At 72.7% G+C, this 25,662-nt stretch carries 16 protein-coding genes; 7 read left to right on the top strand and 9 right to left on the bottom strand.

The window, feature by feature from the left end; all coding sequences use genetic code 11:
* The first annotated feature begins 348 nt into the window (after positions 1–348).
* Positions 349–5,310 (top strand): NAD-glutamate dehydrogenase, encoded by a 4,962-nt coding sequence (locus K7C20_RS14315; RefSeq protein ID WP_053208875.1) that lies wholly within the window; start codon positions 349–351, stop codon positions 5,308–5,310.
* Positions 5,311–5,449: 139 nt separating this feature from the next.
* Here K7C20_RS14315 and K7C20_RS14310 read toward each other — a convergent pair whose 3' ends face one another.
* Together K7C20_RS14310 and K7C20_RS14305 are read right to left on the bottom strand one after the other, a co-directional pair.
* Entirely contained in the window at positions 5,450–6,250 is an 801-nt protein-coding gene (locus tag K7C20_RS14310) for an ABC transporter ATP-binding protein (RefSeq protein WP_222892600.1), read from the bottom strand.
* Positions 6,243–7,178: an ABC transporter permease gene (locus tag K7C20_RS14305; protein WP_222892598.1), complete on the bottom strand. Its 936-nt coding sequence runs from the start codon at positions 7,176–7,178 to the stop codon at positions 6,243–6,245. The genes K7C20_RS14310 and K7C20_RS14305 overlap by 8 nt, the downstream gene beginning before the upstream one ends.
* A 147-nt stretch (positions 7,179–7,325) precedes the next feature.
* On the opposite strand from K7C20_RS14305, the gene K7C20_RS14300 reads away from it, so the two are divergent.
* Both K7C20_RS14300 and K7C20_RS14295 read left to right on the top strand, forming a co-directional pair.
* Entirely contained in the window at positions 7,326–7,949 is a 624-nt protein-coding gene (locus tag K7C20_RS14300; protein WP_030083539.1) for a TetR/AcrR family transcriptional regulator, read from the top strand.
* Between the two features lie 172 nt (positions 7,950–8,121).
* A complete protein-coding gene (locus K7C20_RS14295; protein WP_063781295.1) occupies positions 8,122–10,380 on the top strand; it encodes a PIG-L family deacetylase in 2,259 nt (752 codons plus the stop codon).
* On the opposite strand, the gene K7C20_RS14290 is transcribed toward K7C20_RS14295, so the two are convergent.
* Genes K7C20_RS14290 through K7C20_RS14280 form a run of 3 tightly spaced genes read right to left on the bottom strand, consistent with a single transcriptional unit; the run spans position 10,284 to position 14,430 of the window.
* On the bottom strand, positions 10,284–10,730 hold the full coding sequence (locus K7C20_RS14290) for a GtrA family protein (RefSeq protein WP_053209874.1): 447 nt from the start codon (positions 10,728–10,730) through the stop codon (positions 10,284–10,286). The genes K7C20_RS14295 and K7C20_RS14290 overlap by 97 nt on opposite strands.
* Positions 10,730–11,734 (bottom strand): glycosyltransferase family 2 protein, encoded by a 1,005-nt coding sequence (locus K7C20_RS14285; RefSeq protein WP_053209873.1) that lies wholly within the window; start codon positions 11,732–11,734, stop codon positions 10,730–10,732. Before K7C20_RS14285 ends, K7C20_RS14290 begins: the two co-directional genes overlap by 1 nt.
* On the bottom strand, positions 11,731–14,430 hold the full coding sequence (locus K7C20_RS14280; protein WP_107083474.1) for a YfhO family protein: 2,700 nt from the start codon (positions 14,428–14,430) through the stop codon (positions 11,731–11,733). The genes K7C20_RS14285 and K7C20_RS14280 overlap by 4 nt, the downstream gene beginning before the upstream one ends.
* Before the next feature lie 115 nt (positions 14,431–14,545).
* Between K7C20_RS14280 and K7C20_RS14275 the strand changes: the two genes are divergently transcribed.
* The 3 genes from K7C20_RS14275 (at position 14,546) to K7C20_RS14265 (ending at position 17,086) form a co-directional block, all read left to right on the top strand.
* A complete protein-coding gene (locus K7C20_RS14275) occupies positions 14,546–16,492 on the top strand; it encodes a glycosyltransferase family 2 protein (RefSeq protein WP_053209872.1) in 1,947 nt (648 codons plus the stop codon).
* A gap of 71 nt (positions 16,493–16,563) precedes the next feature.
* On the top strand, positions 16,564–16,836 hold the full coding sequence (locus K7C20_RS14270) for a DUF1876 domain-containing protein (protein WP_053209871.1): 273 nt from the start codon (positions 16,564–16,566) through the stop codon (positions 16,834–16,836).
* A gap of 19 nt (positions 16,837–16,855) precedes the next feature.
* Positions 16,856–17,086 carry a hypothetical protein gene (locus tag K7C20_RS14265; RefSeq protein ID WP_030083526.1) on the top strand — a complete coding sequence of 77 codons (231 nt, stop codon included), beginning with the start codon at positions 16,856–16,858 and terminating at the stop codon, positions 17,084–17,086.
* On the opposite strand, the gene galE is transcribed toward K7C20_RS14265, so the two are convergent.
* From galE to K7C20_RS14250, 3 genes are all read right to left on the bottom strand, one after another.
* Positions 17,081–18,055 carry a UDP-glucose 4-epimerase GalE gene (gene galE / locus K7C20_RS14260; protein WP_053209870.1) on the bottom strand — a complete coding sequence of 325 codons (975 nt, stop codon included), beginning with the start codon at positions 18,053–18,055 and terminating at the stop codon, positions 17,081–17,083. The genes K7C20_RS14265 and galE overlap by 6 nt on opposite strands.
* Positions 18,056–18,107: 52 nt before the next feature.
* Positions 18,108–19,760, bottom strand: a complete 1,653-nt coding sequence (locus K7C20_RS14255) for a glycosyltransferase family 2 protein (RefSeq protein WP_078953436.1) — start codon at positions 19,758–19,760, stop codon at positions 18,108–18,110.
* 265 nt (positions 19,761–20,025) lie between these two features.
* Entirely contained in the window at positions 20,026–23,664 is a 3,639-nt protein-coding gene (locus K7C20_RS14250; RefSeq protein ID WP_053209869.1) for a bifunctional glycosyltransferase/CDP-glycerol:glycerophosphate glycerophosphotransferase, read from the bottom strand.
* 251 nt (positions 23,665–23,915) lie between these two features.
* Between K7C20_RS14250 and K7C20_RS14245 the strand changes: the two genes are divergently transcribed.
* Positions 23,916–24,602 carry a class I SAM-dependent methyltransferase gene (locus K7C20_RS14245; RefSeq protein ID WP_053209868.1) on the top strand — a complete coding sequence of 229 codons (687 nt, stop codon included), beginning with the start codon at positions 23,916–23,918 and terminating at the stop codon, positions 24,600–24,602.
* 91 nt (positions 24,603–24,693) lie between these two features.
* Here K7C20_RS14245 and K7C20_RS14240 read toward each other — a convergent pair whose 3' ends face one another.
* Complete coding sequence (locus K7C20_RS14240; protein ID WP_030083511.1) at positions 24,694–25,647, bottom strand: class I SAM-dependent methyltransferase; 954 nt, start codon at positions 25,645–25,647, stop codon at positions 24,694–24,696.
* Positions 25,648–25,662: the final 15 nt, after the last annotated feature.

Genomic DNA, 25,662 nt, shown 5'->3' with positions numbered 1-25,662 from the left:
CCGTTGTCCAGAAGGTCTAAGTTCGGGCCGTGGATTTGTACGCCCACGGCCCATGACGGCACCCGTGTGGGGAGCGATAGCCTTGCACCGTGATCAGCGCGATAACCCGCGGGGGCATCGAGGCCCCTGCCGTGCGCCCGGGGCACCAACGTGACCGGGCGGTCGCTGGTCGTTGCGGCCAATATTCCATGTCGACTTTGTCAAAGACCGTCGATAACGACACGGCCCTCTCTCATCGCGGCATAGCGTCGACAGCGACAGGACACCCTGCGTCGCTGCGGCGTTGTGCGGCTTCCACCACGTTCTTCCACAACGTCACGCAACGGCGCGCGACAGGAGCCAGAGGACATGCAGACCAAGCTGGACGAAGCCAAGACCGAGCTGCTCGCAAGGGCCGCCCGGGTCGTAGAGAGCAGCCCGGCCGGGGGTAAGCACCCGGTACGGGGTCTCGACCCGGACACCCTTGCGGGATACCTCCAGCGCTACTACCTGCACACCGCGCCCGAGGACCTCACCGACCGGGACCCGGTTGATGTCTTCGGCGCCGCGCTCTCCCACTACCGCCTCGCGGAGATGCGTCCTCAGGGCACCGCGAACGTCCGGGTGCACACCCCGACCGTCGAGGAGAACGGCTGGACGTGCAGCCACTCCGTCGTCGAGGTCGTCACCGACGACATGCCGTTCCTGGTCGACTCGGTCACCAATGAGCTCTCCCGGCAGGGGCGCGGCATCCATGTCGTGATCCACCCGCAGGTGATCGTCCGCCGTGACGTCACCGGCAAGCTCATCGAGGTCTTCGACTCCACCTGCGACGCGCACGGCAGGACCGGCCGGGGCAAGGGCGCGAAGCTGCCGCACGACGCGGTGACCGAGTCCTGGATCCATGTCGAGATGGACCGCGAGACCGACCGCGAGGACCTCAAGCAGATCACCGCGGATCTGCTGCGGGTGCTGTCCGACGTCCGCGAGGCCGTCGAGGACTGGGAGAAGATGCGCGCCGCCGCCGGCCGCATCGCCGACGAGCTGCCCGCCGAGCCGATCGCCGACGATCTGCGTGCCGAGGACATCGAGGAGGCCCAGGAGCTGCTGCGGTGGCTGTCCGCCGACCACTTCACCTTCCTCGGCTACCGCGAGTACGAGCTGGCCTCCGTGCCCGGTGAGGGCGGCGTCGACGAGGATGTGCTGACCGCCGTGCCCGGCACGGGCCTGGGCATCCTGCGGGCCGACCCGGCGCACCACGAGAGCGCCGACGGCCACCCGGTCTCGCCGTCGTTCAACCGGCTGCCCGCGGACGCCCGCGCCAAGGCCCGTGAGCACAAGCTGCTCATCCTGACCAAGGCCAACAGCCGCGCCACCGTCCACCGCCCCTCCTACCTCGACTACGTCGGCGTGAAGAAGTTCGACGCCGAGGGCAATGTCGTCGGTGAGCGGCGCTTCCTGGGCCTGTTCTCCTCGGCCGCGTACACCGAGTCCGTGCGCCGGGTGCCGGTCATCCGCCGCAAGGTCGCCGAGGTCCTGGAGGGCGCCGGGTTCAGCCCCGACAGCCACGACGGCCGCGACCTGCTCCAGATCCTGGAGACCTACCCGCGCGACGAGCTGTTCCAGACGCCCGTCGACGAACTGCGGGCCATCGCCACCAGCGTGCTCTACCTGCAAGAGCGCCGCCGGCTGCGGCTCTACCTCCGCCAGGACGAGTACGGCCGCTACTACTCCGCGCTGGTCTACCTCCCGCGCGACCGCTACACCACCGGGGTGCGGCTGCGGCTGATCGACATCCTCAAGGAGGAGCTCGGCGGCACCAGCGTCGACTTCACCGCGTGGAACACCGAGTCGATCCTCTCCCGGCTGCACTTCGTCATCCGGGTCGAGCCCGGTGCCAGCCTTCCCGAGCTCACCGACGCCGATGCGGACCGCCTCGAGAGCCGGCTGGTGGAAGCCGCCCGCTCGTGGGCCGACGGCTTCGGCGAGGCACTGACCGCCGAGGTCGGTGAGGAGCGCGCCGCCGAGCTGCTGCGCCGCTACGGCCACGCCTTCCCCGAGGGCTACAAGGCCGACAACAGCCCGCGCAGCGCGGTCGCCGACCTCCAGCATCTGGAGAAGCTCACCGGCGAGCCCGGCCACGACTTCTCCGTCAGCCTCTACGAGCCGGTCGGCGCGGGCCCCGGCGAGCGCCGCTTCAAGATCTACCGCAGGGGCGAGCCGGTCTCGCTGTCGCGGGTGCTGCCCGGCCTGAACCGTCTGGGCGTCGAGGTCGTCGACGAGCGTCCGCACGAACTGCGCTGCGCCGACTCCACCATCGCGTGGGTCTACGACTTCGGGCTGCGGATGCCGGAGCACATCAAGGGCGACGACGCGCGCGAGCGCTTCCAGGACGCGTTCACGGCGGTGTGGACCGGCGCGGCCGAGAGCGACAACTTCAACACCCTGGTGCTGCGGGCCGGGCTCAACTGGCGCCAGGCGATGGTCCTGCGGGCCTACGCCAAGTACCTGCGGCAGGCCGGTTCGACCTTCAGCCAGACGTACATGGAGGACACCCTCTCCAACAACGTCCACACCACCCGGCTGCTGGTCTCCCTCTTCGAGGCGCGGATGTCCCCGGACCGCCAGCGGGCCGGCACGGAGCTGACGGACGGACTGCTGGAGGAGCTGGACGGCGCGCTGGACCAGGTCGCCTCGCTGGACGAGGACCGGATCCTGCGGTCCTTCCTCACCGTCATCAAGGCGACGCTGCGCACCAACCACTACCAGAAGGACAGCCAGGGGCGGCCGCACTCCTACCTGTCCATGAAGCTGGATCCGCAGGCCATCCCCGACCTGCCGGCGCCCCGCCCGGCCTACGAGATCTGGGTGTACTCCCCGAAGGTCGAGGGCGTCCACCTCCGGTTCGGCAAGGTCGCGCGCGGTGGTCTGCGCTGGTCGGACCGCCGGGAGGACTTCCGTACGGAGATCCTCGGCCTGGTCAAGGCGCAGATGGTCAAGAACACCGTCATCGTGCCGGTCGGCGCGAAGGGCGGCTTCGTCGGCAAGCAGCTGCCGGACCCGTCGCAGGACCGCGACGCCTGGCTGGCCGAGGGCATCGCCAGCTACAAGACCTTCATCTCCGGTCTGCTGGACATCACCGACAACCTCGTCGGCGGCGAGGTCGTCCACCCGCAGAACGTCGTCCGGCATGACGAGGACGACACCTACCTGGTCGTCGCCGCCGACAAGGGCACCGCGACGTTCTCCGACATCGCCAACGAGGTCGCCGAGTCGTACGGCTTCTGGCTCGGTGACGCCTTCGCCTCCGGCGGCAGCGCGGGCTACGACCACAAGGGCATGGGCATCACCGCCCGCGGCGCCTGGGAGTCGGTCAAGCGGCACTTCCGCGAGCTGGACCACGACACCCAGACCGAGGACTTCACCACGGTCGGCGTCGGCGACATGTCCGGTGACGTCTTCGGCAACGGCATGCTGCTCAGCGAGCACATCCGGCTGGTCGCCGCCTTCGACCACCGGCACATCTTCATCGACCCGAATCCGGACGCGGCGACCTCCTACGCCGAGCGCCGCCGGCTCTTCGAGCTGCCCCGCTCCTCTTGGGCGGACTACAACACCGAGCTGCTCTCCCAGGGCGGTGGCATCCACCCGCGCTCGGCCAAGTCCATCCAGATCAACGCCCAGGTGCGGGCCGCTCTCGGCATCGAGGCCGGGGTGAAGAAGATGACCCCCGCCGACCTGATGCGGGCCATCCTCAAGGCGCCGGTCGACCTGCTGTGGAACGGCGGCATCGGGACGTATGTGAAGTCCTCGGCGGAGTCCAACGCCGATGTGGGCGACAAGTCCAACGACGCCATCCGCGTCAACGGCGAGGACCTGCGGGTCAAGGTCGTCGGCGAGGGCGGCAACCTGGGCCTGACCCAGCTCGGCCGGATCGAGTTCGCCGCGGCCGGCGGCAGGATCAACACCGATGCGATCGACAACAGCGCCGGTGTGGACACCTCCGACCACGAAGTGAACATCAAGATCCTGCTCAACTCCGTGGTCGCGGACGGCGATATGACGGTCAAGCAGCGCAACAAGCTGCTGGCCGAGATGACCGACGAGGTCGGCGCCCTGGTGCTGCGCAACAACTACGCGCAGAACACCGCGCTGGCGCTGGCCCTCGCCCAGTCCTCCAGCATGCTCAACGCCCAGCAGCGCTTCATGCGCCGTCTGGTGCGCGACGGCGACCTCGACCGGGCGCTGGAGTTCCTGCCCACCGACCGGCAGATCCGTGAGCGGCTGAACGCCGGCCGCGGGCTGACCCAGCCCGAGACCGCGGTGCTCCTGGCCTACACCAAGATCACTGTCGCCGATGCGCTGATCCAGACCGGGCTGCCGGACGACCCCTACCTCCAGCGGCTGCTGCACGCCTACTTCCCCTCGGCGCTGCACGACCGCTTCGCCGAGCAGGTCGACGGGCATGCACTGCGCCGCGAGATCGTCACGACGGTGCTGGTCAACGACACCGTCAACACCGGCGGTACGAGCTTCCTGCACCGGATGCGGGAGGAGACCGGGGCCTCCCTCGAAGAGGTCGTGCGGGCGCACACCGCGGCGCGGGCGATCTTCGGGCTGGGCCAGGTCTGGGACGACGTCGAGGCGCTCGACAATGTCGTCGCGGCCGATGTCCAGACCCGGATCCGGCTGCACTCCCGCCGGCTGGTCGAGCGCGGCACCCGCTGGCTGCTCAACAACCGCCCGCAGCCGCTGGAGCTGTCGGAGACCATCGAGTTCTTCGCGGAGCGGGTGTCCGGGCTCTGGAAGGAGCTGCCGAACCTGCTCCAGGGCAGCGACCTGGAGTGGTTCCAGACCATCCTGGAGGAGCTGACCGCCGCGGGCGTGCCCGAGGCGCTGGCCGTCCAGGTGTCCGGATTCTCCTCGGTCTTCCCGGCGCTGGACATCGTCGCCGTCGCGGACCGGATGGGCAAGGAGCCGCTGGATGTCGCCGAGGTCTACTACGACCTGGGCGAGCGGCTGCGGATCAACCAGCTCCTCGACCGCATCCTGGAGCTGCCGCGCAACGACCGCTGGCAGTCGATGGCCCGCGCCTCGATCCGTGAGGACCTCTTCGCGGCCCATGCGGCGCTGACCGCGGATGTGCTGTCGGAGGGCAATGGCACCTCGACGCCGGAGCAGCGGTTCAAGGCCTGGGAGCAGGCCAACGCGGCGATCCTCAGCCGTGCGCGGGCGACGCTGGAGGAGATCTACGGGTCGGAGGGGTTCGATCTGGCGAACCTGTCCGTGGCCATGAGGACGATGCGGACGCTGCTGCGCACCCACAGCTGACGCGTAGGCACGGCGGACGGCCCCGGAAGCTCAGGCTTCCGGGGCCGTCCCCGTTTCCGTGCGGCGCGGGCGGAGCCGGTCGTGGTCCGCCGGACCGGCTCCGGGGCGTGGACGCGGTGTCTTTCGGATCACTCCGGGCCTAGCGGTGGTGGTCCTCGTATGCCTTGATCACTTCGTCCGTCGGGCCGTCCATCAGCAGTTCGCCGCGCTCCAGCCACAGGACGCGGTCGCAGGTGTCGCGGATGGACTTGTTGTTGTGGCTGACCAGGAAGACCGTGCCGGCTTCCTTGCGCAGTTCGCGGATGCGGGCCTCGGAGCGCTTTTGGAAGCTGCGGTCGCCGGTGGCCAGGGCCTCGTCGATCATCAGCACGTCGTGGTCCTTGGCCGCGGCGATGGAGAACCGCAGCCGGGCGGCCATGCCGGAGGAGTAGGTGCGCATCGGCAGCGAGATGAAGTCGCCCTTCTCGTTGATGCCGGAGAAGTCGACGATGCCGTCGTAGCGCTCGCGGACCTGGTCGCGGGACATGCCCATGGCCAGGCCGCCGAGGAGGACGTTCTTCTCGCCGGTCAGGTCGTTCATCAGCGCGGCGTTCACGCCCAGCAGCGAGGGCTGGCCGTGGGTGTAGACCTTGCCGCGCTCGGCGGGCAGCAGGCCGGCGACCGCCTTGAGCAGCGTCGACTTGCCCGAGCCGTTGGAGCCGATCAGGCCGATGGACTCGCCGCGGTAGGCGGTGAACGAGACGCCCTTGACCGCGTGCACCTCGCGTACGCCCGCCGAGGGCTTGCGCCGGACGATGCGGTTGAGCGCCGCGGTGGCACCGCCCTTGCCCGTACCGGTGCCGTAGACCCGGTAGACGATGTGCAGATCGTCCGCGATCACCGTCGGGATGCGGGCCTCCGCGGCTTCTGTCGGCTCGATGCCGTTGCTCTGCTCAGCCACGTCCGTACCGCTCCTCAGCCTTCCAGAAGTACACAAAGCCGACGACGCCCATCAGCAGCGCCCAGCCCCCGGCGAACGCCCACACATGCGGCGGCAGCTTGTGGTGCGTGAAGCTGTCGATCAGCGCGAAGCGCATCAGGTCGATGTACACGGCGGCCGGGTTGGCGTTCAGCAGCACCTCCACGAAGGCCGGGACGTGCTTGCCCTTGAGGATCAGGTCGATGCTGAACATCACGCCCGACGCATACATCCACGTCCGCATGATGAACGGCATCAGCTGCGCCAGGTCCGGGGTCTTGCTGCCCAGCCGGGCCATGACCATCGCCAGGCCGGTGTTGAAGACGAACTGGAGCGTCAGCGCCGGGACGGCCAGCAGCCACGACCAGGTGGGGATCTGCCCGAAACCGAGCAGGATCACCACCAGCACACCCATCGAGAACAGCAGCTGCTGCAGCTGCATCAGGCAGAACGAGATGGGCAGGCAGGCGCGCGGGAAGTGCAGCGCCCGCACCAGGCCCAGGTTGCCCGAGATCGACCGCGTTCCGGCCATCACCGAGCTCTGGGTGAAGGTGAAGATGAAGACACCGGTCACCAGGAACGGGACGAAGTCCGGGACGCCCTTCCTCGTGCCGATCAGCAGACCGAAGATCAAGTAGTAGACGAGCGCGTTCAGCAGCGGCGTCGCCACCTGCCAGACCTGTCCCAGCTTGGCCTGGCTGTACTGCGCCGTCAGCTTGGCACTGGCAAAGGCGGAGATGAAGTGCCGCCGGTCCCACAGCTGCCGGACGTACTCCGACAGCGAGGGGCGGGCCCCGCTCACCGTGAGGCCGTGGCGCTCGGCCAGCGCGCTCAGCTCGGGGTCGGGAGAGGTGCCGGAGGCGGGCGCCCCGGCCGGTGCGGGGGCCGGAGGCGCGAGGGTCTGGGGCATCGAGGAGGCCGCTTTCGCTTGCGTACGGGGGCGGTGGAACGAGAACGGGGAGCCTACGACGGAACGGGCCCGTATCGTCGCGACGCCGACACTAAAGGGAGCTCACGTCGAAACGCAACCGTAGCGTCGTGACGCTATGCTCCCGGCATGGCAAAAGACGGCAGCGGGAACGACTCCGTGGCGGCGCGCCGGACCCCGGCAGGCGCCGCCGTACTACGCGAGGACAAGACCGAGGCGATCCGCGCCGCGGTCTTCGAGGAGCTCGCCGCGGTGGGCTTCGCCCGGATGTCGATCGAAGGCATCGCGCGACGGGCGGGCGTCGGCAAGACCGCCGTCTACCGGCGGTGGCGCTCCAAGCTGCACCTCGTTCTCGATGTGGTCTCCGCGGTGGCCGCGGCGGGCATGCCGACCCCCGACACCGGTTCGCTCCACGGTGACGTGCGGATGCTGTTGGAGGTCGCGGCCCGTGCGCTGCGGCACCCGATGGCCTCGCAGATCATCCCGGACCTGCTGGCGGAGGCGGCCCGCAGTCCGGAGCTGGCGAGTGCGCTGAAGGCCGCGCTGCACGACAGCCAGCAGGGCATCGCCGCGGCGATGGTGGCGCGCGCCGTCGAGCGCGGGGAGATCCCGGCCGGTGCGGACGGCCGGCTGGCCCTGGACCTGCTGACCGGCCCGCTCTACTGGCGCCTGCTGGTCGTCCGTGACGAGGTGCCGTCCGGCTATCTCGACGAGCTGACGGCGGCGGTGGTCAGCGCGCTCGGCGGGCGCTGAGACGGCAGGACCGGGGCCGGGACCGGAACGGCGTGCGGGGTGCCGCGGCGGGGAATCCGGCGCGCCACCTCTGTCCGGGGCGAGCCTGACACTTCCGTGGTGCTCCTCGCGGATCTGGTGAAGTGCGGGTTTCGGGTGAGCGGGATCGCGCGGACGACCGAATACTGAGGGCGTGTCACCCGCGCACCCGCCCCGTGTCTCCCGCCGCCGGCTGCTCCAGGCCACCGGCGGCGGTGTGCTCGCCGCGACGGCGGGTGCGGGCGTCTGGGCCCGGCTGTCGGACCACCCGCCCCGTACGGCCGAACCGGCAGGCCCAGGAGGGTCCCTGGCCGATCCGGCGGCCCAGTCCTTCCTCCAGGTCATCGCGCATGCCGATGACGGGCTGTACTTCATGAACCCCGACCTGGAGCAGTCCCTGCGCGGCGGGGCGCGCTCGGTCACCGTCTGCCTCACGGGCGGCGAGGCCGACGGCCGCAACGTCAGCCGGCGCGCCCCCGATCCCGCCCGCGTCCCGCAGAACCGGGCCGCCTTCGCCCGGGCGCGGGCCAACGGACTGCGTGCCGCCCACGCCGCGATGGCCACCGGCGACCCCGCCGCCCGCTGGGACGTCGCGGCGCTGTCGCTGCTCCCCGGCTTCGAGGTGGAGATCCAGACGCTGCGCGACGCCCCGCAGCACCAGCTGATCTTCCTGGGGCTGGTGGAGGCCAGGGCCGTCTGGCAGTCCCGGGCGGCCACTCTGCGCGGTCTGTGGCTGGGGGCCACCGGCACCCTCCCCACGCTGCGCCCCGTGGGCACCCCCGTGAAGCGGCAGTTCCACTACACCCGCGACCAGCTCACCGAGACCCTGGTGGCGGTGCTCGACCGGGTCCGGCCCACGGTCGTACGCACCCTGGACCCCAACGCGGTGCACTCCCGCAGACGGCCGCCGGCCACCCCGGACCGCGACCCGCGGCTGGTGGGGCTGCGCTACTACGACCATCAGGACCACACCGCCTCCGCCTACTTCGCGCAGGCCGCGCTGGCCGCCTACGCCGGCCGGGGCCGCCCCGCGGTCGTGGAGAACTACCTCGGTTACGAGGCCGGTGCGCTGCCCAACGACCTCGACCTCAGGGCCGCCCGCCGCAAGGCCCGGCTGCTGTCGGTCTACGGCTGGGCCGACCACCGCGCCTGCGGCGACCCGGCGGGCTGCGGCGACCGCAAGGTGGGCGGCTCGGCGCTCAACGGCGGCTCCCGCAACTGGACCCGCAGCACCCGGCTGCGCGCGCCCGGCTCCAACGCCTGGGTCCGCCGGGCCGCGGACGGCCGGCTCGCCGCCTTCGCGGTGCTGGGCGGTACGGCGTACTGCTGGGCGGAGACCCGTCCGGGCAGCGGGAGTTTCGGTGCGCCGGTGCCGGTCGGCGGTGAGCTGTTGCAGGGGCAGATCCAGGTGGTGCGCCGCCCCGGCGGTGCGCTCCAGCTGTTCGCCTCCCGCACCGTGCTGCCGGGCCGCAACGCCGCCCACCGCCGCGAGCTGCTGACCGCGCCGCAGCGCGGCACCGCCCCCGACGGCAGCCCCGTCTTCGCGCGCTGGGAGTCGCTGGGCTCGCCGGACCCGGACCCGGTCCGGTCGCTGGAGACCGGCTTCCCGGCGGCGGTGGCCACCCCGGACGGCACGGTGCATGTCTTCGTACGCACCTGGGACGGCAATGTCGCCCACCGCAGCGGTCCGCACGGCGGGAACTGGTCGCTGTGGCAGCGGCTGGAGGGCCCGGTCAGCACCCTGAAGGCGTCACCGCGGATCGTCGACGGGCTGGATGCCTGTGTGGACTCCGACGGGCTGATCCATCTGGTCGCGCCGACCGTCGGGACCGTGCAGCACTGGGTGTCCAAGGAACCGGGGCAGCTCCCGCGGCCGGCTGCGGCCACCGGACTGCCGCAGCCGGCCGGCCCGGTCAGCATCGTCGGTGTGGCCGACGGCGCGGTGCGGGCCGTCTTCCGGCGGTCGGTCACCGCGCAGGTGCTGATCGCCGAGCGGCAGCGGATGATCGGCGGCTGGCGGGTGTCGGCGCGGTGCGAGGCGGTCGGCGGCTACGGGCGGGTGGCGGTGGCGCCGGTCGGCAGCGGTGACCGGATGGTGCTCGCGGCGCGCGATGACGCGGGCGACGTACGGATGGCGATGGCCCAGGAGGGCCCCAGGCCCTGGCAGCGGGGCAGGGTGCCGCATTCGGCGGCGGCCGGTGTCGCCCAGGATGCCGTCGGGCGCGCGGTGGTGGTCGCGCTGGGCCTCGACGGCAGGCTGTACACGACGCGTCAGGCCTCCGTCGGGCAGAGCGCGTTGTTCGGCGGCTGGCGGGCTCAGGCGGGTCCGCCGGAGCGGACCGGGGGCGGACCGGCCTTGGTGCTCGGACCGGACCGGGCGGACGGGCGCAGAATGCGCCGGGAGACCAGATAGCTGAAGGGGAGGGCGCACAGCGCCGCCACCAGCGGCGCCACCGCGGTGTTCATCCCGCACCAGCCCACCAGCACCACCAGCCCCGCGCTCTGCACGCCGTAGTTGGTGACCTGTGTCAGCGGGAAGAGCAGGAACTTCGTCCAGGTCGGGCGGGTGCGGTAGGTGAAGTAGGTGTTCAGGAAGAAGGAGCCGGCCATGCTCGTCACAAAGGCGGCGGTGTAGGCCGCGAAGTACGGCAGCAGACGGTGCAGCGGCAGATAACAGGCGTAGAACGTCAGGGTGTTGACCCCGCCGACGGCGGCGAAGCGCACGATCTGGCACCGGCGGCCGGGCGTGGGCAGGGCGCGCATCAGCCGGCCCGTTGGCCGGGGGTGGCGGCGCCCGCCGGACCGCGCGCGGCGGGCGTGGCGGCGGTGACGGGCGTGCCGGGCGTGACGGCGTTGCTCTCCTTGACCAGGAAGTGCGGGCGCCGCTTGGCCTCGTAGTAGATCCGCCCGATGTACTCGCCGATCAGTCCGAGCATCACCATCTGGAGCCCGCCCAGGCCCACGATGATGGCCACCAGCGTCACATAGCCCGGGGCGGTGGGGCCGCCCACGAGGGCCGCACCGATGATCCACAGGGTGTAGACGGCGGCGAGCGAGGCGAGGCCGAGCCCGGCGTAGATGGCCAGCCGCAGCGGGCGGCAGTTGAAGGAGAGCATGCCGTCGATGCCGTAATTGACCAGTGAGCCGAAGCGCCACTTCGTCTCGCCGGCTTCCCGGGCGGCATTGCGGTAGTCGAAGGTGACGGTGTCGAAGCCGATCCAGGAGAACAGGCCCTTGGAGAAGCGGTGGTACTCCGGCAGCGCGAGCAGCGCGTCCACGGCCTTGCGCGACAGCAGCCGGAAGTCGCCCGCCCCGTCGGTGAGTTCGACATCGACCCAGGTGTTGACGGTGCGGTAGTAGAGCCTGCTCAGCACGGTCCGCAGCCGCCGGTCGCCGGTCCGGCTGCGCTTGGCGACGACCTGGTCGTGGCCGAGCTGGTAGAGGTCGAGCATCGTCTCGATGAGCTCGGGCGGATGCTGGAGATCGGCGTCCATGAGGATCACCGCGTCGCCGGTCGCCGCCTTCAGGCCGGCCAGTATGGCGGGCTCCTTGCCGAAGTTACGGCTGAAGGAGAGGTAGCGGGTGGTGCCGCGGTGCTGCTGGGCGAGGCCGCGCAGCCGGGCCAGGGTGCCGTCGGCGCTGCCGTCGTCCACGTAACAGAGCTCGTACTCGACGGCGAGCGAGGCGAGGACCGTGCGGACCGTGGCGTCGAAACGGCTCAGGACGGCCTCTTCGTTGTAGCAGGGGACGACGATGGAAAGCTTCATGAGCAGCCCTTTTCGCCGGGGCCGGGGGGCGGCTCGGACACCGGCCCCTGAGGGGTGATTCGGCACATCGGCGGGGCGGTCGCCGGGTGCAGGGCGGGGTGGTGGCGGACGCGCCGCCGGCCGCGCACGGCGCCGGAGACGGCCACCGCGGCGACCACGAGCGCCGCCGCGACGCTCCCCGCAAGCCCCGTCTGCAGGCCCGGCGGCAGGTAGGAGCACGACAGCCGCCCGGCCCCCGGGCCCAGCGGAACGGCGAGCAGACCGCCGAACGAGTCCGGTGCCTGCCGCGGCCCGCCGTCCACCGAACAGCCCCACCCCGGCACGGCCGGCAGCGCCAGCACCGCGCTGCCCCTGCTGCCCGGGTGCAGCCGGGCCGTCAGCCGGTGGCCGCCGGCGGTCAGTGCCACCGGGCCCCGGGCCCGCAGCGCGTTCACCGCCGCCGTCAGCTTGCGCCCGGACAGACAACCGAGCGCCTGCCGGGGGACGTGCTGCGGGCCCTTGCCGAGGAAGCGCACCGACACCGTGCCGTCCGCGGGCACCGGGCCCAGGGGCCGCAGCGGATTGGCGGTGACGTCATGGTTGCCGATGCCCGTGGAGCGCCCGCCCAGGCCGCTGACCTCACCGGAGAACCAGGGCGCGTACCAGAGGGCGGTGCTGCCCGGGGTGCAGTGCGCCGTGAAGGTGGTCCCCGCGCTGTCCGGGTCCGTCCCCGGCCGCCGCGCCGCGGGCAGCAGCCAGCCGTCACGGTCGGGCACCGGGGCCGCGCCCGCGGCGGGCGTCAGGGCCGGCACCTCGTACACGGCGGCTCCCAGCACCCGCTCCTGGCGGGCGAAGACGGTCTCCGCGCCGACGGCGGGCGGCAGCGTGGGGCGTACGGTCAGGAGGGGAGCCGGGCGCGCCGGACGGGGGACGGACAGGGCGCGGCGCTGCGGCACCGGGGACAGGGAGCTGCTGACGCCCATGAGCGCCCGGCCCGCCGGGTCCTCGAAGCTGAGCGTATGACGGCCCTTCATGTACCAGCCGGCGCCCAGGCCTTGGAGGGTGCGGGCGGTGGCCGCGGGCACGAAGCTGCTGTAGTACGAGCCGCCCTCGCCGCCGAGCAGCAGCGGGTCGTTGTCGGCGAACTCGTGCGGGCCCGGATCGGTGCGGGAGCGCGGCCAGTCGGCGCGGGCGAGCAGCCCGTCCCGCGCCGCGAGCGAGGGCCCGGACAGCGTGATCTTGGGCTGGAACCAGTCGATCCCGTCCCGTACCGCGGTCACGGACAGCGCGGTGTACGCCGAGCCGAGCAGGACGGTGCAGGTCAGCGCGGCGGTGACGGCGGCCCGGGTGCGGGAGGTGTGCGGCGCGGTGAGCGCGGCCAGCCCCAGGAGGGTCACCGCGCCGCCGCCGGCCACCAGGATCCAGGTGGTGGTGCCGACCGCGGGCTGGTCGCGGCAGAGCCAGGCGAGCAGCGCGACCAGCGCCGCGCCCGCGGCCAGTTCGCGGGGCCGCGGGTGGTGTGCCAGCGCGAGCCAGGAGATCATCACGAGGATGCCGCTGAGGACGAAGGCGGCGCGGTAGAGGCTGCCGTTGGGCAGGGCGAAACCGTGCCACAGCAGGATCGTCGGCTCCCAGGTGAACGAGGCGGCGACGCCCGCCGCCAGGCCGTACCAGCCGAGGCGCACCCGCAGCGGCAGGGCGCGCACGAACGGGAAGACGGCCACCAGCAGCAGCCCGGGGATCCCGATGGAGATGTTGGGGGCCGAGGTCCCGGGGGGGCCGCCGGGCAGCAGCTGGGCCCACTGGGCGAGCAGCGACGGCGGGTCGTCGTAGGGCATCGCGGGGGCCGGCTGGGCGGACCGGCCGGCCTGGAGGGTGACGGTCAGTACGGGGGCGGCGAGCAGGATTCCGGTCAGCGCCATCGAGGCGGCGCGGGCCAGCGCCTCCCCCCGGTCGCGCCACGTCACCCGGGAGGCCGTCAGCAGCCGCAGCACCAGCACCAGCGCCATCGCCAGGGTCGCCATCGCGGCCGTATAGAAATTGCCCGCCCAGGCGAGGGCGACCAGCAGGGTGCCGGACACCCAACGGGTGCGGCGCAGACACCAGTCCGCGGCGATCCCCAGCAGGGGCAGTGCGACCAGGCCCCACATCCACATCGGGTCGGCGAAACCGTCGTTCAGCACCCAGGCGCACAGCCCGTAGCCCGCCGACAGCAGCGCCCGCAGCAGGCCGGAGCCCTGGTGCAGCCGGCCGAGGAAGACGGTCATCAGGGCGGTGCCCAGGCCGATGCTGAGCAGGGTGACCAGGAAGACGGGGAGGTCGGCCAGCGCGCGGGGGAAGAGCCCGACGAGCCAGGAGAAGGGGTTCATCAGATAGGTGAAGAAGTCGGCGAGGAACGGGACGCCGTAGCCGCTGCTCCAGTTGAAGAACAGATCGCCGCTGGTGGTGCCGTGCATCAAGTCCCACAGCCGGGCGTGCAACGGCACGAACTGATTGCCCAGGTCGTTGACGGCGCGGGAGCGCGGGCCGAACGGGTAGCTGCCGTACAGGGCGAGGGCGAGGCAGTACGCCCCCATGGACAGGGCCGCCGCGAGCCAGGGCGCCGGCGGCCGCCCGCGGGGCCGGTGCGCGGCGGGCGGGCGTTCCTTCGGGGGAAGGGGCCGGGCAACCTCCAGGGGCCGGACCGCCTCTTGTGGGGTGGCGGGCGTCGGAGCCACCGGCACTCCTCCACGATCGGCGAACGTTCACCCCACGTTATATGTCTTAATAGTCCCTTTTGCTCGGCTGGGACGCCGGGCAATTCGGGGGATTGAGTAAAGAACGGAGGGCACGTTGCCCGCCCCTGACGATCTCGTGGCCGCGGCTCCCGCCGGCCCGGACACCATGACACCGACGGTCTCCGTGATCGTGCCGGTGCACAACACCCGGCGCTACCTCGACCGCAGCCTCGGCTCCGTCTTCGCCCAGACGCTCGACCAGCGCCGCATCGAGGTGATCGCGGTCGATGACGGATCCACCGACGGCAGCGCGGAATGGCTGGCCGAACAGGCCCGCCGCCACCCCAATCTGACCGTGCTGCACCAGGAGGCCTCGGGCGGCGCGGGCAAGCCCCGCAACGCCGGACTGGACCGCGCCACCGGCGACTACGTCTTCTTCCTCGACTCCGACGACCGGCTCGGCACCGAGGCCCTGCTCCGGCTCACCCGCATGGCCGAGAAATGCGGCTCGGACATCGTCTACGGCCGGATCGTCGGCGCCGACGGCCGCGCGGCCCCCGTCGAGCTGCGCACCACCAGCGAGAAGGTCTCGGTCTTCGACTCCCCGGTCTACTGGTCCCTGGCCGCCTACAAGCTCTTCCGCCGCTCCTTCGTCGAAAAACACGGGCTGCGCTTCGTCGAGGGCCGGCTGCTGGCCGAGGACCTGCCGTTCGGCATCACCGCCCTGCTGCGCGCCGAGACCGTCTCCGTCCTCGCCGATCACGACTGCTACTACCTGCACGGACGCGACGACAACAGCAACGCCAGCCGTCAGGACATGGACTGGTGCGAGTACCTCGCCTACATCGGCACCGTCCTCGACGGTCTCGCGGCCGAGGTCCCGCCCGGCGAGCAGCGCGACACCCTGATGGTCCGGCACTTCCACGGCGAGATACTCATGCCCTTCGGGGCCGCCTACCTCGCCCGCGACGCGGCCGGCCGGCAGCGGATGGCCGCCGCCGCGCGCCCGCTCGTCGCGCGCCACCTCACCGACCGGGTGCTGGCCGCCCTGCCGCCCCGGCTGCGGCTGCGCGCCCACTGCCTGCGCGCCGGGCTCGACGACGAACTGACCGCCGTCGTGCGCGCCGACACCGCACAGGAGCCGGACCGGCCGCACATCGACGGCGACGGCCGGGTGTACGCCCACTACCCGTACTTCCGCGACCCGCAGCGGGCCCTCCCCGACGCCTGCTACGACCTCACCGACCGTGTGGTGCTGCGCCAGCGGCTGGTCCGCCGGCGCTGGGCGGGCGGCGTACTGCATCTGCGGGGCACCGCCGCCCTTCCCTGGCTCGGCGGCGACACCGTCGAGATCGTGCTGCTCCGCAGCGGCGCCACCCACCGTGTCCCGGCCCATTACGCGGACGGCGCGTGGCAGGCCGCCGTCGACCCGGCGACCGCCGCCGACGGCGGGCCGCTGTCCGGCGGCATATGGGGCCTCAAGATCGCGGTCACCGCCCACGGCACGGAGGGCGCGGACGGGCCCGCCTTCCGCCGTGAGGCCTGGCTGGCCCCCGAGGACGACACGGAGGAGGAGTGCGTGCCACGGATCGTCGGCCGGGGCCCGGCAGGACCCGCCGTCGCCGCGCTCTTCCTGTCCCGGCCGCACGGCCATCTCCACCTCGACCTGGACCCGGACGGGGTACGCCGCCCGCTCGGCGGCGATCTGCGCGGCGCGGCGGACTGCACCCGCTCCGGGCGGGCCACCCTCACCGCGCGCCTCACCCTGCCCGGCTGCCCCGTGGACGCCGAGCTGCGGCTGATCCTCTACGACGCGACGCGCACGGTGGCACTGCGCACCACCGTCGAACGCGGCGCCGCCGACCACTACACCGTGCGCTCCCTGCTGCGCAGCGGCCCCCCGGGCACCTGGCGGGTGGCGCTGCGGGTGACCGCGGGCCCGCTCCGCCGCGAACTGCCGGTCCGGACGGCCGGCGGTCCGGCCGACGGGCGGACACCGCTGACCCTCACCGTCCCCGGCGCCGGCTCCCCGGCGCGGCAGCTGCTCCGCCGGCGCGGCTGACCGGGACGGACCGCGTGCGCCTGCCGGCCGGCAGGCGCACGCTGGTAGCAGGGGCTCCGGAGGTGACCGTCATGTTGCAGACCACTGTCGGATGGCATGTCGACATGGAATTCGAGGAGGACACCCACCGAACCCGCGCGGCCGCCCTCGTACGGCTCCCCGACGGGAGCGAGGTGCGGGCCCACGGATACGCCAGCCGCCACCCCGTCGACTCGAACCAGCCGAGGGTCGGCGAGGAAGTCGCGGGAGCCAGAGCGCTCAACGAACTGGCGATGAAGCTGCTGACCAAGGCACACGACGAGATCGACGAGGTCTCGGGCCGGACCTCGCACCCGCTGACCTGACCGACCCGCGCCCCCGGGCATGTCGCGGGCGGCCCAGGGCGGCCATCTGCTGCTCGCCTTCCAAGTGGGGGACGGGCCACTGCACTTGACGGAGCCGTTCGGCCACCCGGTGTCGCCCGACTTCCGGCGCCGGCCGCCGGACCGGATCGCCGTGCGGGCCCGGGTGGTGCGCGAGCCTGAGGAGGGCAGGGGGGCGACCCCGCAGGCCTGCCTCATCCTCCGCAGACCGGCCGCGGCGGGCGGCTCATGACGGGTGGTGGTGCTGCCAGCCCGCCCACGCCGAGGTGATCATGTCGCGGACGTCGTGACGGGCCTTCCAGCCCAGCTCGGCGGTGATCCGGTCGGCGGCCGCGACCACCCGGGCCGGGTCGCCCGCACGGCGCGGGGTGACCTCGGCCGTGACGCCCTGATGCCCGGTGATCTCGGTGATCAGATCGACCATCTCGCGCACCGAAACGCCCTCGCCGCGCCCGATGTTGAGGGTCAGATCGCGGACGGGGCCCGGCTCGGCGAGCTTGCGGGCGGCCGTCACATGGGCCTCCGCGAGGTCGGCGACATGGATGTAGTCACGGATGCAGGTGCCGTCGGGGGTGTCGTAGTCATCGCCGAAGATGCGCGGTGCGGCGCCCTCGGTGAGCTTCTCGAAGACCATCGGGACGATGTTGTAGACCCCGGTGTCGGCCAGCTCGGGGGTGGCCGTCCCGGCGACGTTGAAGTAGCGCAGACAGGCGGTGCTGATGCCGTGCGCCTTGCCCACCGCACGGGCCATCCACTCGCCGACGAGCTTGGTCTCGCCGTACGGGTTGATCGGAGTGCAGGGGGTCTCCTCGGTGACCAGGTCGACATCCGGCATGCCGTAGACCGCGGCCGAGGAGGAGAACACCAGCCGGCCGACACCGCCCGAGGCCATCGCCTCCAGCAGCGTCTGAAGACCGTGCACGTTCTCGCGGTAGTAGAGCAGCGGCATCTCGACGGACTCGCCGACCTGCTTCTTGGCGGCCAGATGCACGACATCGGTGACGCCGTGCTCGGCGAGGGTGGCATCGAGCAGCTCGCGGTCGAGCGTGGAGCCGACGACCAGGGGGACGTCCTCGGGGATCCGGGCGGCCACGCCCGTCGTCAGATCGTCGAGGACGACGACCGTCTCGCCGGCCTGCCGAAGGGCCCGTACGACATGGGCGCCGATGTAGCCGGCACCACCCGTGATCAAGTAAGACATAGCGCCAATCCTAGGTCGGGGTCGAAGAGTGCGGGGGGCGGGCCGGGGCGGGTCAGCCGCGCAGCCGCCGGGCGGCGATCCGCCATACGCTGCGCGGGCCCGAGGCGACCCGCAGTGACAGTGCGCCGCCGGTCGTCGCATACGGCTGCACCAGCAGCACGGCATGGCGGCGGCTGGGCAGCACCCGGCGGCGCAGGCCCGGACCCGTGGCCCGCAGCGCGGCCCGGAAACCGGCCCCGTCCACGCAGCTGACCTGCGCCATCAGGTCCCATGGCTCGGGGTCGGCACGGTGCCGGCCGCCCCGCTCGACCAGCGCGCCGAGATCCAGCACGACCTCGGCGGTCCAGCAGGCCTCCGAACCGCCGACGGCCGGGGACGGGGTGAGCGTGGCGGTGTGGACCGGGCCGCGCCGGTCGTCCCGGCGGCGCCGCAGCTCGATATCGATGCTCTCGGGACCGGCCGCGGCCAGCCGCCCGTACAGATCGTGCACCCGCAGCCGCAGCACACCGGGGCTGCTGACGGACGGCTCCGCATCTATGGTCACCGGCAGCCGGTGCATCGGCTTGGTGCCGATCGCGTCCAGTTCGACCTCCGGCAGGTCCTTGGACCACACCGCGCGGCCGTCGGCCTCCGCGTACGGCGGCAGCAGCCGGCCGGGCCGGGCCGCCAGCTGGGTCAGCCGTCCCAGGTCCCGCGGGGCCGGCGAGGCCAGCACCACCCGGGCCAGCCAGCGGGCCGGGGCGCGCGCCGCCCGCAGATCGGCCTCGTCGAAACCGGCCAGATAGTCACGGGTCAGCCGCCACCACTCGGTGCGGTAGTCGGCGCCGCGGGTGTGCAGCTCGCGGACGTACATCCGCAGATCGTGGTCGAGGAACTTGGTGCCCGCGGCGTGCGCCAGCGCCTTGTGCCCGGCGTCCTGGAAGATCTGCACGCTGGCGCGGTGCGCCGCGATCCGCGCCTGCCAGTTGGCGACGTCCTTGCGGTCCAGCGAGATCGACTGCCGGGCGGCCGACCGGCGCACATGCCAGACATAGACGCGGTCGGGGATCGTGACCACCCGCGGGGCGGCGGCCAGCACCCGCGCGGTGAACACGAAGTCCTCGTAGGTGAAGCGGCCCTCGGGGAAGGTGATGCCGTGCGCGGAGAGGAACGCCCGCTCGTAGAGCTTGTTGACGCACAGAGTGTCCCGGACCAGCTGGGGGCTGTCCTCGGGGGAGCTGTGGACCGCCGGCTCGCGGTAGAGGCCGGGCTGCCAGGCGACATCGCGGTGCGCGGGCAGCTCACGGCGTACGCAGGCGCCGGCCGCGACCGGGGCGTCATGTTCCAGAGCGGCGGCCAGCAGCGCCCGGGCCGCGCCCGGGGGCAGCACGTCGTCGCTGTCGAGGAACATCACGAACTGTCCGGTGGCGGCGCGCAGGCCGTCGTTGCGCGGGGTGCCGCAGCCGCCGCTGTTCGTGTCGCGGTGGATCACCCGCAGCCGTGGTTCGGTGTGGGCGAGGGCGTCCAGGGCGGCGCCGGTGCCGTCGGTGGAGGCGTCGTTCACCGCGATCACTTCGGTGACCGTTTCGCCAGGGGGCCCCTGCGCGAGTGCGGAGCGCACCGCCTCGCAGACATGGCCGGCATCGTTGAAGGCGATGACGACGATGCTGACCTGTGCGGATGGCGTGATGGTGGGCCCCGTCAGCGGATCGAGGGCTTCTTTCACAGTCACTGAATCTACATTTCGTGTCGACAGCATCTCTTGGGCGCGAGCGGGGTCCGAACCTGTTTCCGATGGTTCAGAGGGCGAATCCCGTCGAGCGGTTGCACCCCCCGCTCCGCTTTTCCCGCCCTCTTGCCGTCTTGTTACCGGGCGGGAGTCGGGGCTCGGGGGTGTGCAGGCCCGTAAGGGCGCCTGCACATGCTGTAACGACGCGAGTGCCGCACGATGTTGATCCGCACGCCACTACCTTGCGGCGGACCCGTCCCGGTCACCGCTCCATCAGATCCGCGACCCGGCCCGCCGCACCTCCGTCGTCCCGGTGGCAGAACGTTTCCCGGAAATCCGCATACGCATCCGCACCCGCCGCGGCGATCGCCTCCAAGTCGCCCAGCGCATCGATCAGTTCACCGGTCGAGGTGAGCAGCGGGCCCGGCACCCGGGCCTCGAAATCGAGGGTGAAGCCGCGCAGGGTGTCGCGGTAGTGCGGCAGGTCGGGCGTCAGAAAGAGCATCGGGCGCCCGGTGTTGGCGAAGTCGGCGGCCAGCGACGAGTAGTCGGTGACCAGGACGTCCGCGGCCAGCAGCAGTTCCGTGGCGTCCGGATGGGCGGAGACGTCGAGGGCGAAGGGGGCGTGGTGGGCGGGCAGCCGGTCGGCGACCAGCGGGTGGCTGCGGACCAGCAGGACATGGTCGTCCGCCAGCTCCCGCCCGGCCAGCTCCAGGTCCAGCGGCAGATGCAGCCGGTGATGACCCGCGTCGTAGGCCAGGTCGTCGCGCGGGGTCGGCGCGTACAGCACCACTTTCTTCCCGGGCCCGATGCCCAGACGCTCGCGGACCGCGGCCGCCCTCCCGTCACGGTCGGCGGCGAAGAAGGCGTCGGTGCGCGGCAGGCCGGTCTCCAGCAGCCGGCCGGAGTAGCCGAGCGCGGAGCGCAGCACGGGTGTGCTGTGCGCGTTGGGCGACAGCAGCACGCTCCACTGCCGGCTGACCCGCGGCCGCGGCGCCAGATGGGCCAGCCCCGCGCACAGCGTCCCGGCCAGGTCGGCGCCGATCCGCTTGAGCGGGGTGCCGTGCCAGGTCTGGATGATGCGCTGGCCGCCGCGCCGGGTGAACCAGCGGGGCAGATGGGTGTTGGTGACCACCCAGCGGCTGTGCGCCAGCGCGCCGTGCCACTCGGCGCTGCCCACCAGCACCGCCCGCGCCGTCTCCGGCACCGCGGTCTGCGCGTCGCGCACCGCCCACAGATGCTCCACGTCCATGCCCCGGCGCACCAGCTCCTCGTGCACCGCCCGCGGCGAGTCCCCGTACGCGCGGCCGCCGAAGCTGCTGTAGAGGACGGTGTCGCGCAGCGGGCGCGAGCGGTGCAGCGAGTAGTGCTGCTCGCGCAGCACCCGGCGCCGGTAGGGGCCGCGGTCGGTGGCGGGCAGCGCGGGACCCGCCACCACCAGCGCCTCGTCGTGCCGGTGCCGGTCCAGGGTGAGCGGCTTGCCGCGGACGGTACGGGCGGCCGGCAGCCCGTCGAGGAGGGACGGCGCACAGCGGACCGGGGCGTCCAGCGGGGAGCCGGGCGCGCCCTGCTCGCGCAGATGCAGCGTCCAGCGGCCCTCGCGCAGCGGCACCGGGCCGGCGAGCGAGGGCAGGGCGCCCAGCGGCAGCGTGCCGTGGAACCGGCCGTCGTCGTGGAGGGTGGGGAAGGCCAGCTCGGCGGCGTGCGCACCGTGCTTGAGGACCAGTTCGGTGGCGTGCGGCGCGGCGTCCGGCAGCCTTCCCGCCACCAGCAGGGCGCCGTCCGCGCGCCACATCGCCCGGTCCAGGAACGGCTGCGGGGTGCGGTCGTGCAGCACGAGGTGCCCGGCCGGGGAGGCCGCCACGACCAGCTCACGGCCGTGCGAGAGCGGATGGGCGACGGGGGCGAGCCGGGGATCGCAGGCGATCGGGTCGGTGCCGCCGTCGGCCAGCACCACCTCGGCCGCCCAGCTCTCGGTGTGCCCCGGCAAGATCGCCAGCGGCGCGCCGTCCCGGGTGGGGCGCGCGGCGGCGAGGGCGTCGAGCCGGACCCGGAAGGTGAGCGGCGGGGGCGGGGCGCCCGGCGCGCCGTCGGGCGCCCCGCCCGCTTCCCGCTGCCCGTTGCCCGGCCCCGTCCCCGCCCCCGCGGGGCGTTCCGTCTCCACCGGGAACGACACCACCGTGCCGCTTCCCTGGTGGGTCAGCCGCAGGGCCGAGAGCGGCGGGCCGGGCGTGGTGACGGTCAGGTCCAGGGCGCCGGCCGCCGCCGCACGGTGGCCGGCCAGCCGCCGGGCCGGACGGGCCACCGACAGCCGCAGCCGCCCGTCCGTGAACCGGGGCGTGATCCGTACGCCGTCCCCGGGCAGCTCATGGGCGCACGGTGTGGCGCCGGAGCCGGTCTCCGGGGCGTGCAGCGCCGCGGCCCGCACCACGCCCGCCGACGCCAGCACCACCCCGACCGTCCAGTCGCCCTCCTCCCAGCGCCCGCCCTTGCGCAGCCGGGCCGGGTCGACCCGCAGCTCGAAGCCCGACCAGTCGTAACAGTGCAGCTCCTGACCGGACTCGGCGGTCGCCTCCACCATCGGCACCGGCCGCAGCGGCAGCAGGATCCGGCGCCGCCCGCAGGACAGCACCGCCGTGCGGAGGTAGCTGTGCCGGGCCGCGGCGTCCAGATTCCGGATGTAGGCGTAGCCGCGCAGTACCAGCACGCCGTTTTGCCACACCGCTTCCCGGACCCGGGCCCGTACGGGGAAGTCGGCGCGATCCAGCCGGGTCACGCCCGGCGGCAGCTCCAGCGGCGGGGTCAGCGGCAGCACCGCGCGCTTGCGCAGCGGCGGCCCGGCGACGGTGAACCCCGCCGGGTTGCGGGCCTCGTGCACGAGCAGGGTGAGCAGGTCGGCCAGGCGCCCGGCGCGGATCAGATACCAGCGCATCCGCAGCTCGACGGGGAGCGTGGGGAACAGCCGCGGGTCGACGCCGGAGAGGAAGTCGCGGGCGCAGTCCAGGAACGCGGTCCGGCACTCCGGCGCGGCCGCCGGCAGGGCGTCGACCAGGTCGAGCAGCCCGTCGGTGAGCTGTGCGCGGTCGTAGTCGCGCTGATGGACGCTCAGCCGGGCGTGGGCCGGGTCCGCGAGGAAACGCCGGATGCCGGCCACCGCCGCGAACCGGTCCCGTACGCCCCGGGCATCGGGCCGCCGGTGGCGGTCGGGCCCTTCCGGCAGCCGCCAGTAACAGACGTGCTCGTGCAGGACGTCGATCGCCTCGGCGAGGAAGAGCGCGGGCAGCGTCACCGCCGCGTCGTGGCACAACCCGCCCTCGGGAAACGCGAATTGATGGGTGTCCCAGAAGGTGCGGCGGAAGACCTTGTTGCGGGCGAAGTGGTCGGACAGCAGGGTGAGGTCCTCGCCGACGTGGGTGCGCAGCGCGGTGGCGCGGGTGGCCGGGTGGTGGGCGGACTGGCTGCGTCCTGCCGCACCGAGCCGGTAGACATTGCCGGTCGCGAGGTCCGCACCGGACTTGTCCAGCAGGCCGACCAGGTCCTCGTAAGCGCGCGGCAGCAGCACATCGTCGGCGTCCAGGAAGGCCAGGTATTCGGTGTGCGGATAGGCGTGCCGGGCACCGGTGTTGCGGAGCGCGCCGCAGCCGGGCGCCGGACCGCCCCCGGGATGGTGGACGATCCGGAAGCGCGGGTCGCGCTCGGCGAAACGGCGGACGGGAGCGGCGGGCGCGCCCGCGGCGGAGGTGGCGTCCCCGCCCGCGTCCGCGGGCGGACCGTCGTCCACCATCACCACATCCAGATCGGTCAGCGTCTGGGCCGCGACCGACTCCAGGCACTCCTCCACATTCCGCTCGGACCCCTCGATGCGATGGACCGGGACGACGACGGTGAGCCGAGGCTTCATACGTGGACCGAGCCTTTCCGGACTGGCGATGCACAAGACCGGTCCGTTCAACTCGCCCACGGCGGCACGGTCACCGGATCTGCGCTGAAAGGGTGAGAGACATCATCGACAGTCCGTGTGTGCATCGTTACGCTCGGTGCGCGAATTCGGCGCGCCGTAGTGCCGGGCCGCGTCCGATGCCGTAGACCCGTTGCACAGCTTCAGGGCGCCCCGCGCGCCGTGTTTCCCCCAGGGAAGGTGACCGCGTCCCGATGCCCGGCCGAACCGACAGCTCCGCCGCCACCGACAGCCCCGACGCCGGGCCGCCCGGCAGCGACACCCGGACCGCCCGGCCCGCGCGCCCCACGGGCACCGCGCCGGCCGCCTCCACCGCGCGGCTGCCGGTCGAACGGGGGCGCGGCGGCCCGGCCCGGCTGCTGCCCGCCCGGTCCCCGTACCGCAGCCAGCTGCGGCGGATCGGCACCGGACGGGTGCTGGAGATCGGCTGCGGGACCGGCGACACGCTCGCCGACTGCGCGCCCGGCAGCGTCGGGGTGGACCACGACCCGCAGTCCGTGGCGCACTGCCGCGCGCGCGGCCTGACCGCCTACACCGCCGACACCTTCCTCGCGAGCCCGCACGCCCGGCCCGGCGCCTTCGACGCGCTGCTGACCGCACATGTCCTGGAGCATCTGGACGACGAGCAGGTCGAGGGCCTGCTGCGGGCCTATGTCCCCTACGTACGACCCGGCGGCGGGGTGCTGCTGATCACCGCGCAGGAGGCCGGGCACCGGGCCGGGCCCGCCCCCGTGCGCTTCACCGACTTCGCCCTGCTGCGCGCCTTCGCCGAGTCCGCCGGCCTGGCCGTACGGCGTACGTACTCCCATCCGCTGCCGCGTCCCGCCGGGATGCTGCTGCGGTCCAACGTCTTCGTCCTGGTGGGACAGGTCCCGCGCTGAGACAGGCCCGGCGGAGCGGGCCGGACGGCTCCTGGGCGCGGCAGGGCGCGGGCCGGGCACAGTTCCCCGCCCGGCCCGCGCGCCCGATGCCTCAGTGCGTACGGGCCCGCCGGCGGGCCTTCACCAGCGCACGGGTGACGACCGGCGGCAGCACGTCCAGGGCGACCCGGCGCAGCGCGGCGCGCGAGGGGACCGGCGGGCGCGCGGCCGGGCGGGACGCGGAGGCCTTCGGCGCCCGAGCCGCCGGCCGCTGCGGGGCGCGGGCGGCGGACTTGTGCCGGGAGACCGGATGGGCGGGCTCCTGGGCACCCTTGGCGCTCAGCCGCACCAGCGGGGCGTCGTTGACGTACTGCACCTCGTGCCAGATGTCGCCGCGCGAGGTGATCCACTCCACCAGCGCCTTCTGTAGCGGCTCGGGATCGCCCCAGGTCCCGTAGAACTTGGTGCCGGTGATGCAGATGGGGCGCAGCCCCTCGTTCGCGACGGCCTGCCAGGTGGCGGCGGCCACCCCCGGGCAGTGCTCGGCGCGGTAGTCGTCCATCACCACGACGCCGTGGGCCGTGAGCAGCTTGCGCACTGTGAGGATGTCGCCGTGCACATGCTCGTACAGATGCGAGGCATCGATATGGGCGAAGCGCACCGACCCCTCGTCCACATGATCGCCGACGAACGAGCTGAGGCCCTGGATGATCGTGGGCAACTCCTCGTGAAAGGCAAGGTAGTTCGCCTCGAAGGCGCGGCGCGTCAGGGTCGCGTAGGACTTCTTCATCTCCTTGGAGTTGGAGGCGTCCTCGGCGGGGGAGTCGAAGAGATCGCAGACCGTGAAGCGCTCGTCGGGACGCAGCCGCGCACCGAGGAAGATGGCGCTCTTGCCCATATACGCGCCCAGTTCGAGCAGATCACCCGGCTCCGAACGGTCCTGCTGGTGCGCCAGGAACCAGTCGAAGAGCAACTGGTCGGCGGTGAAGAACCAGCCTTTGACATCGGACAGCCGGGTGGGGCGCGGGAGTTGTTCGGCACTCTGGTCTGCGATGGGGGCAGTCATGTGCGGTCCGTCTCC

Origin of the sequence: Streptomyces decoyicus (assembly GCF_019880305.1) — a bacterium.
Lineage (GTDB): Bacteria > Actinomycetota > Actinomycetes > Streptomycetales > Streptomycetaceae > Streptomyces > Streptomyces decoyicus.
This window is presented reverse-complemented; position numbering and strand designations above follow the sequence as displayed.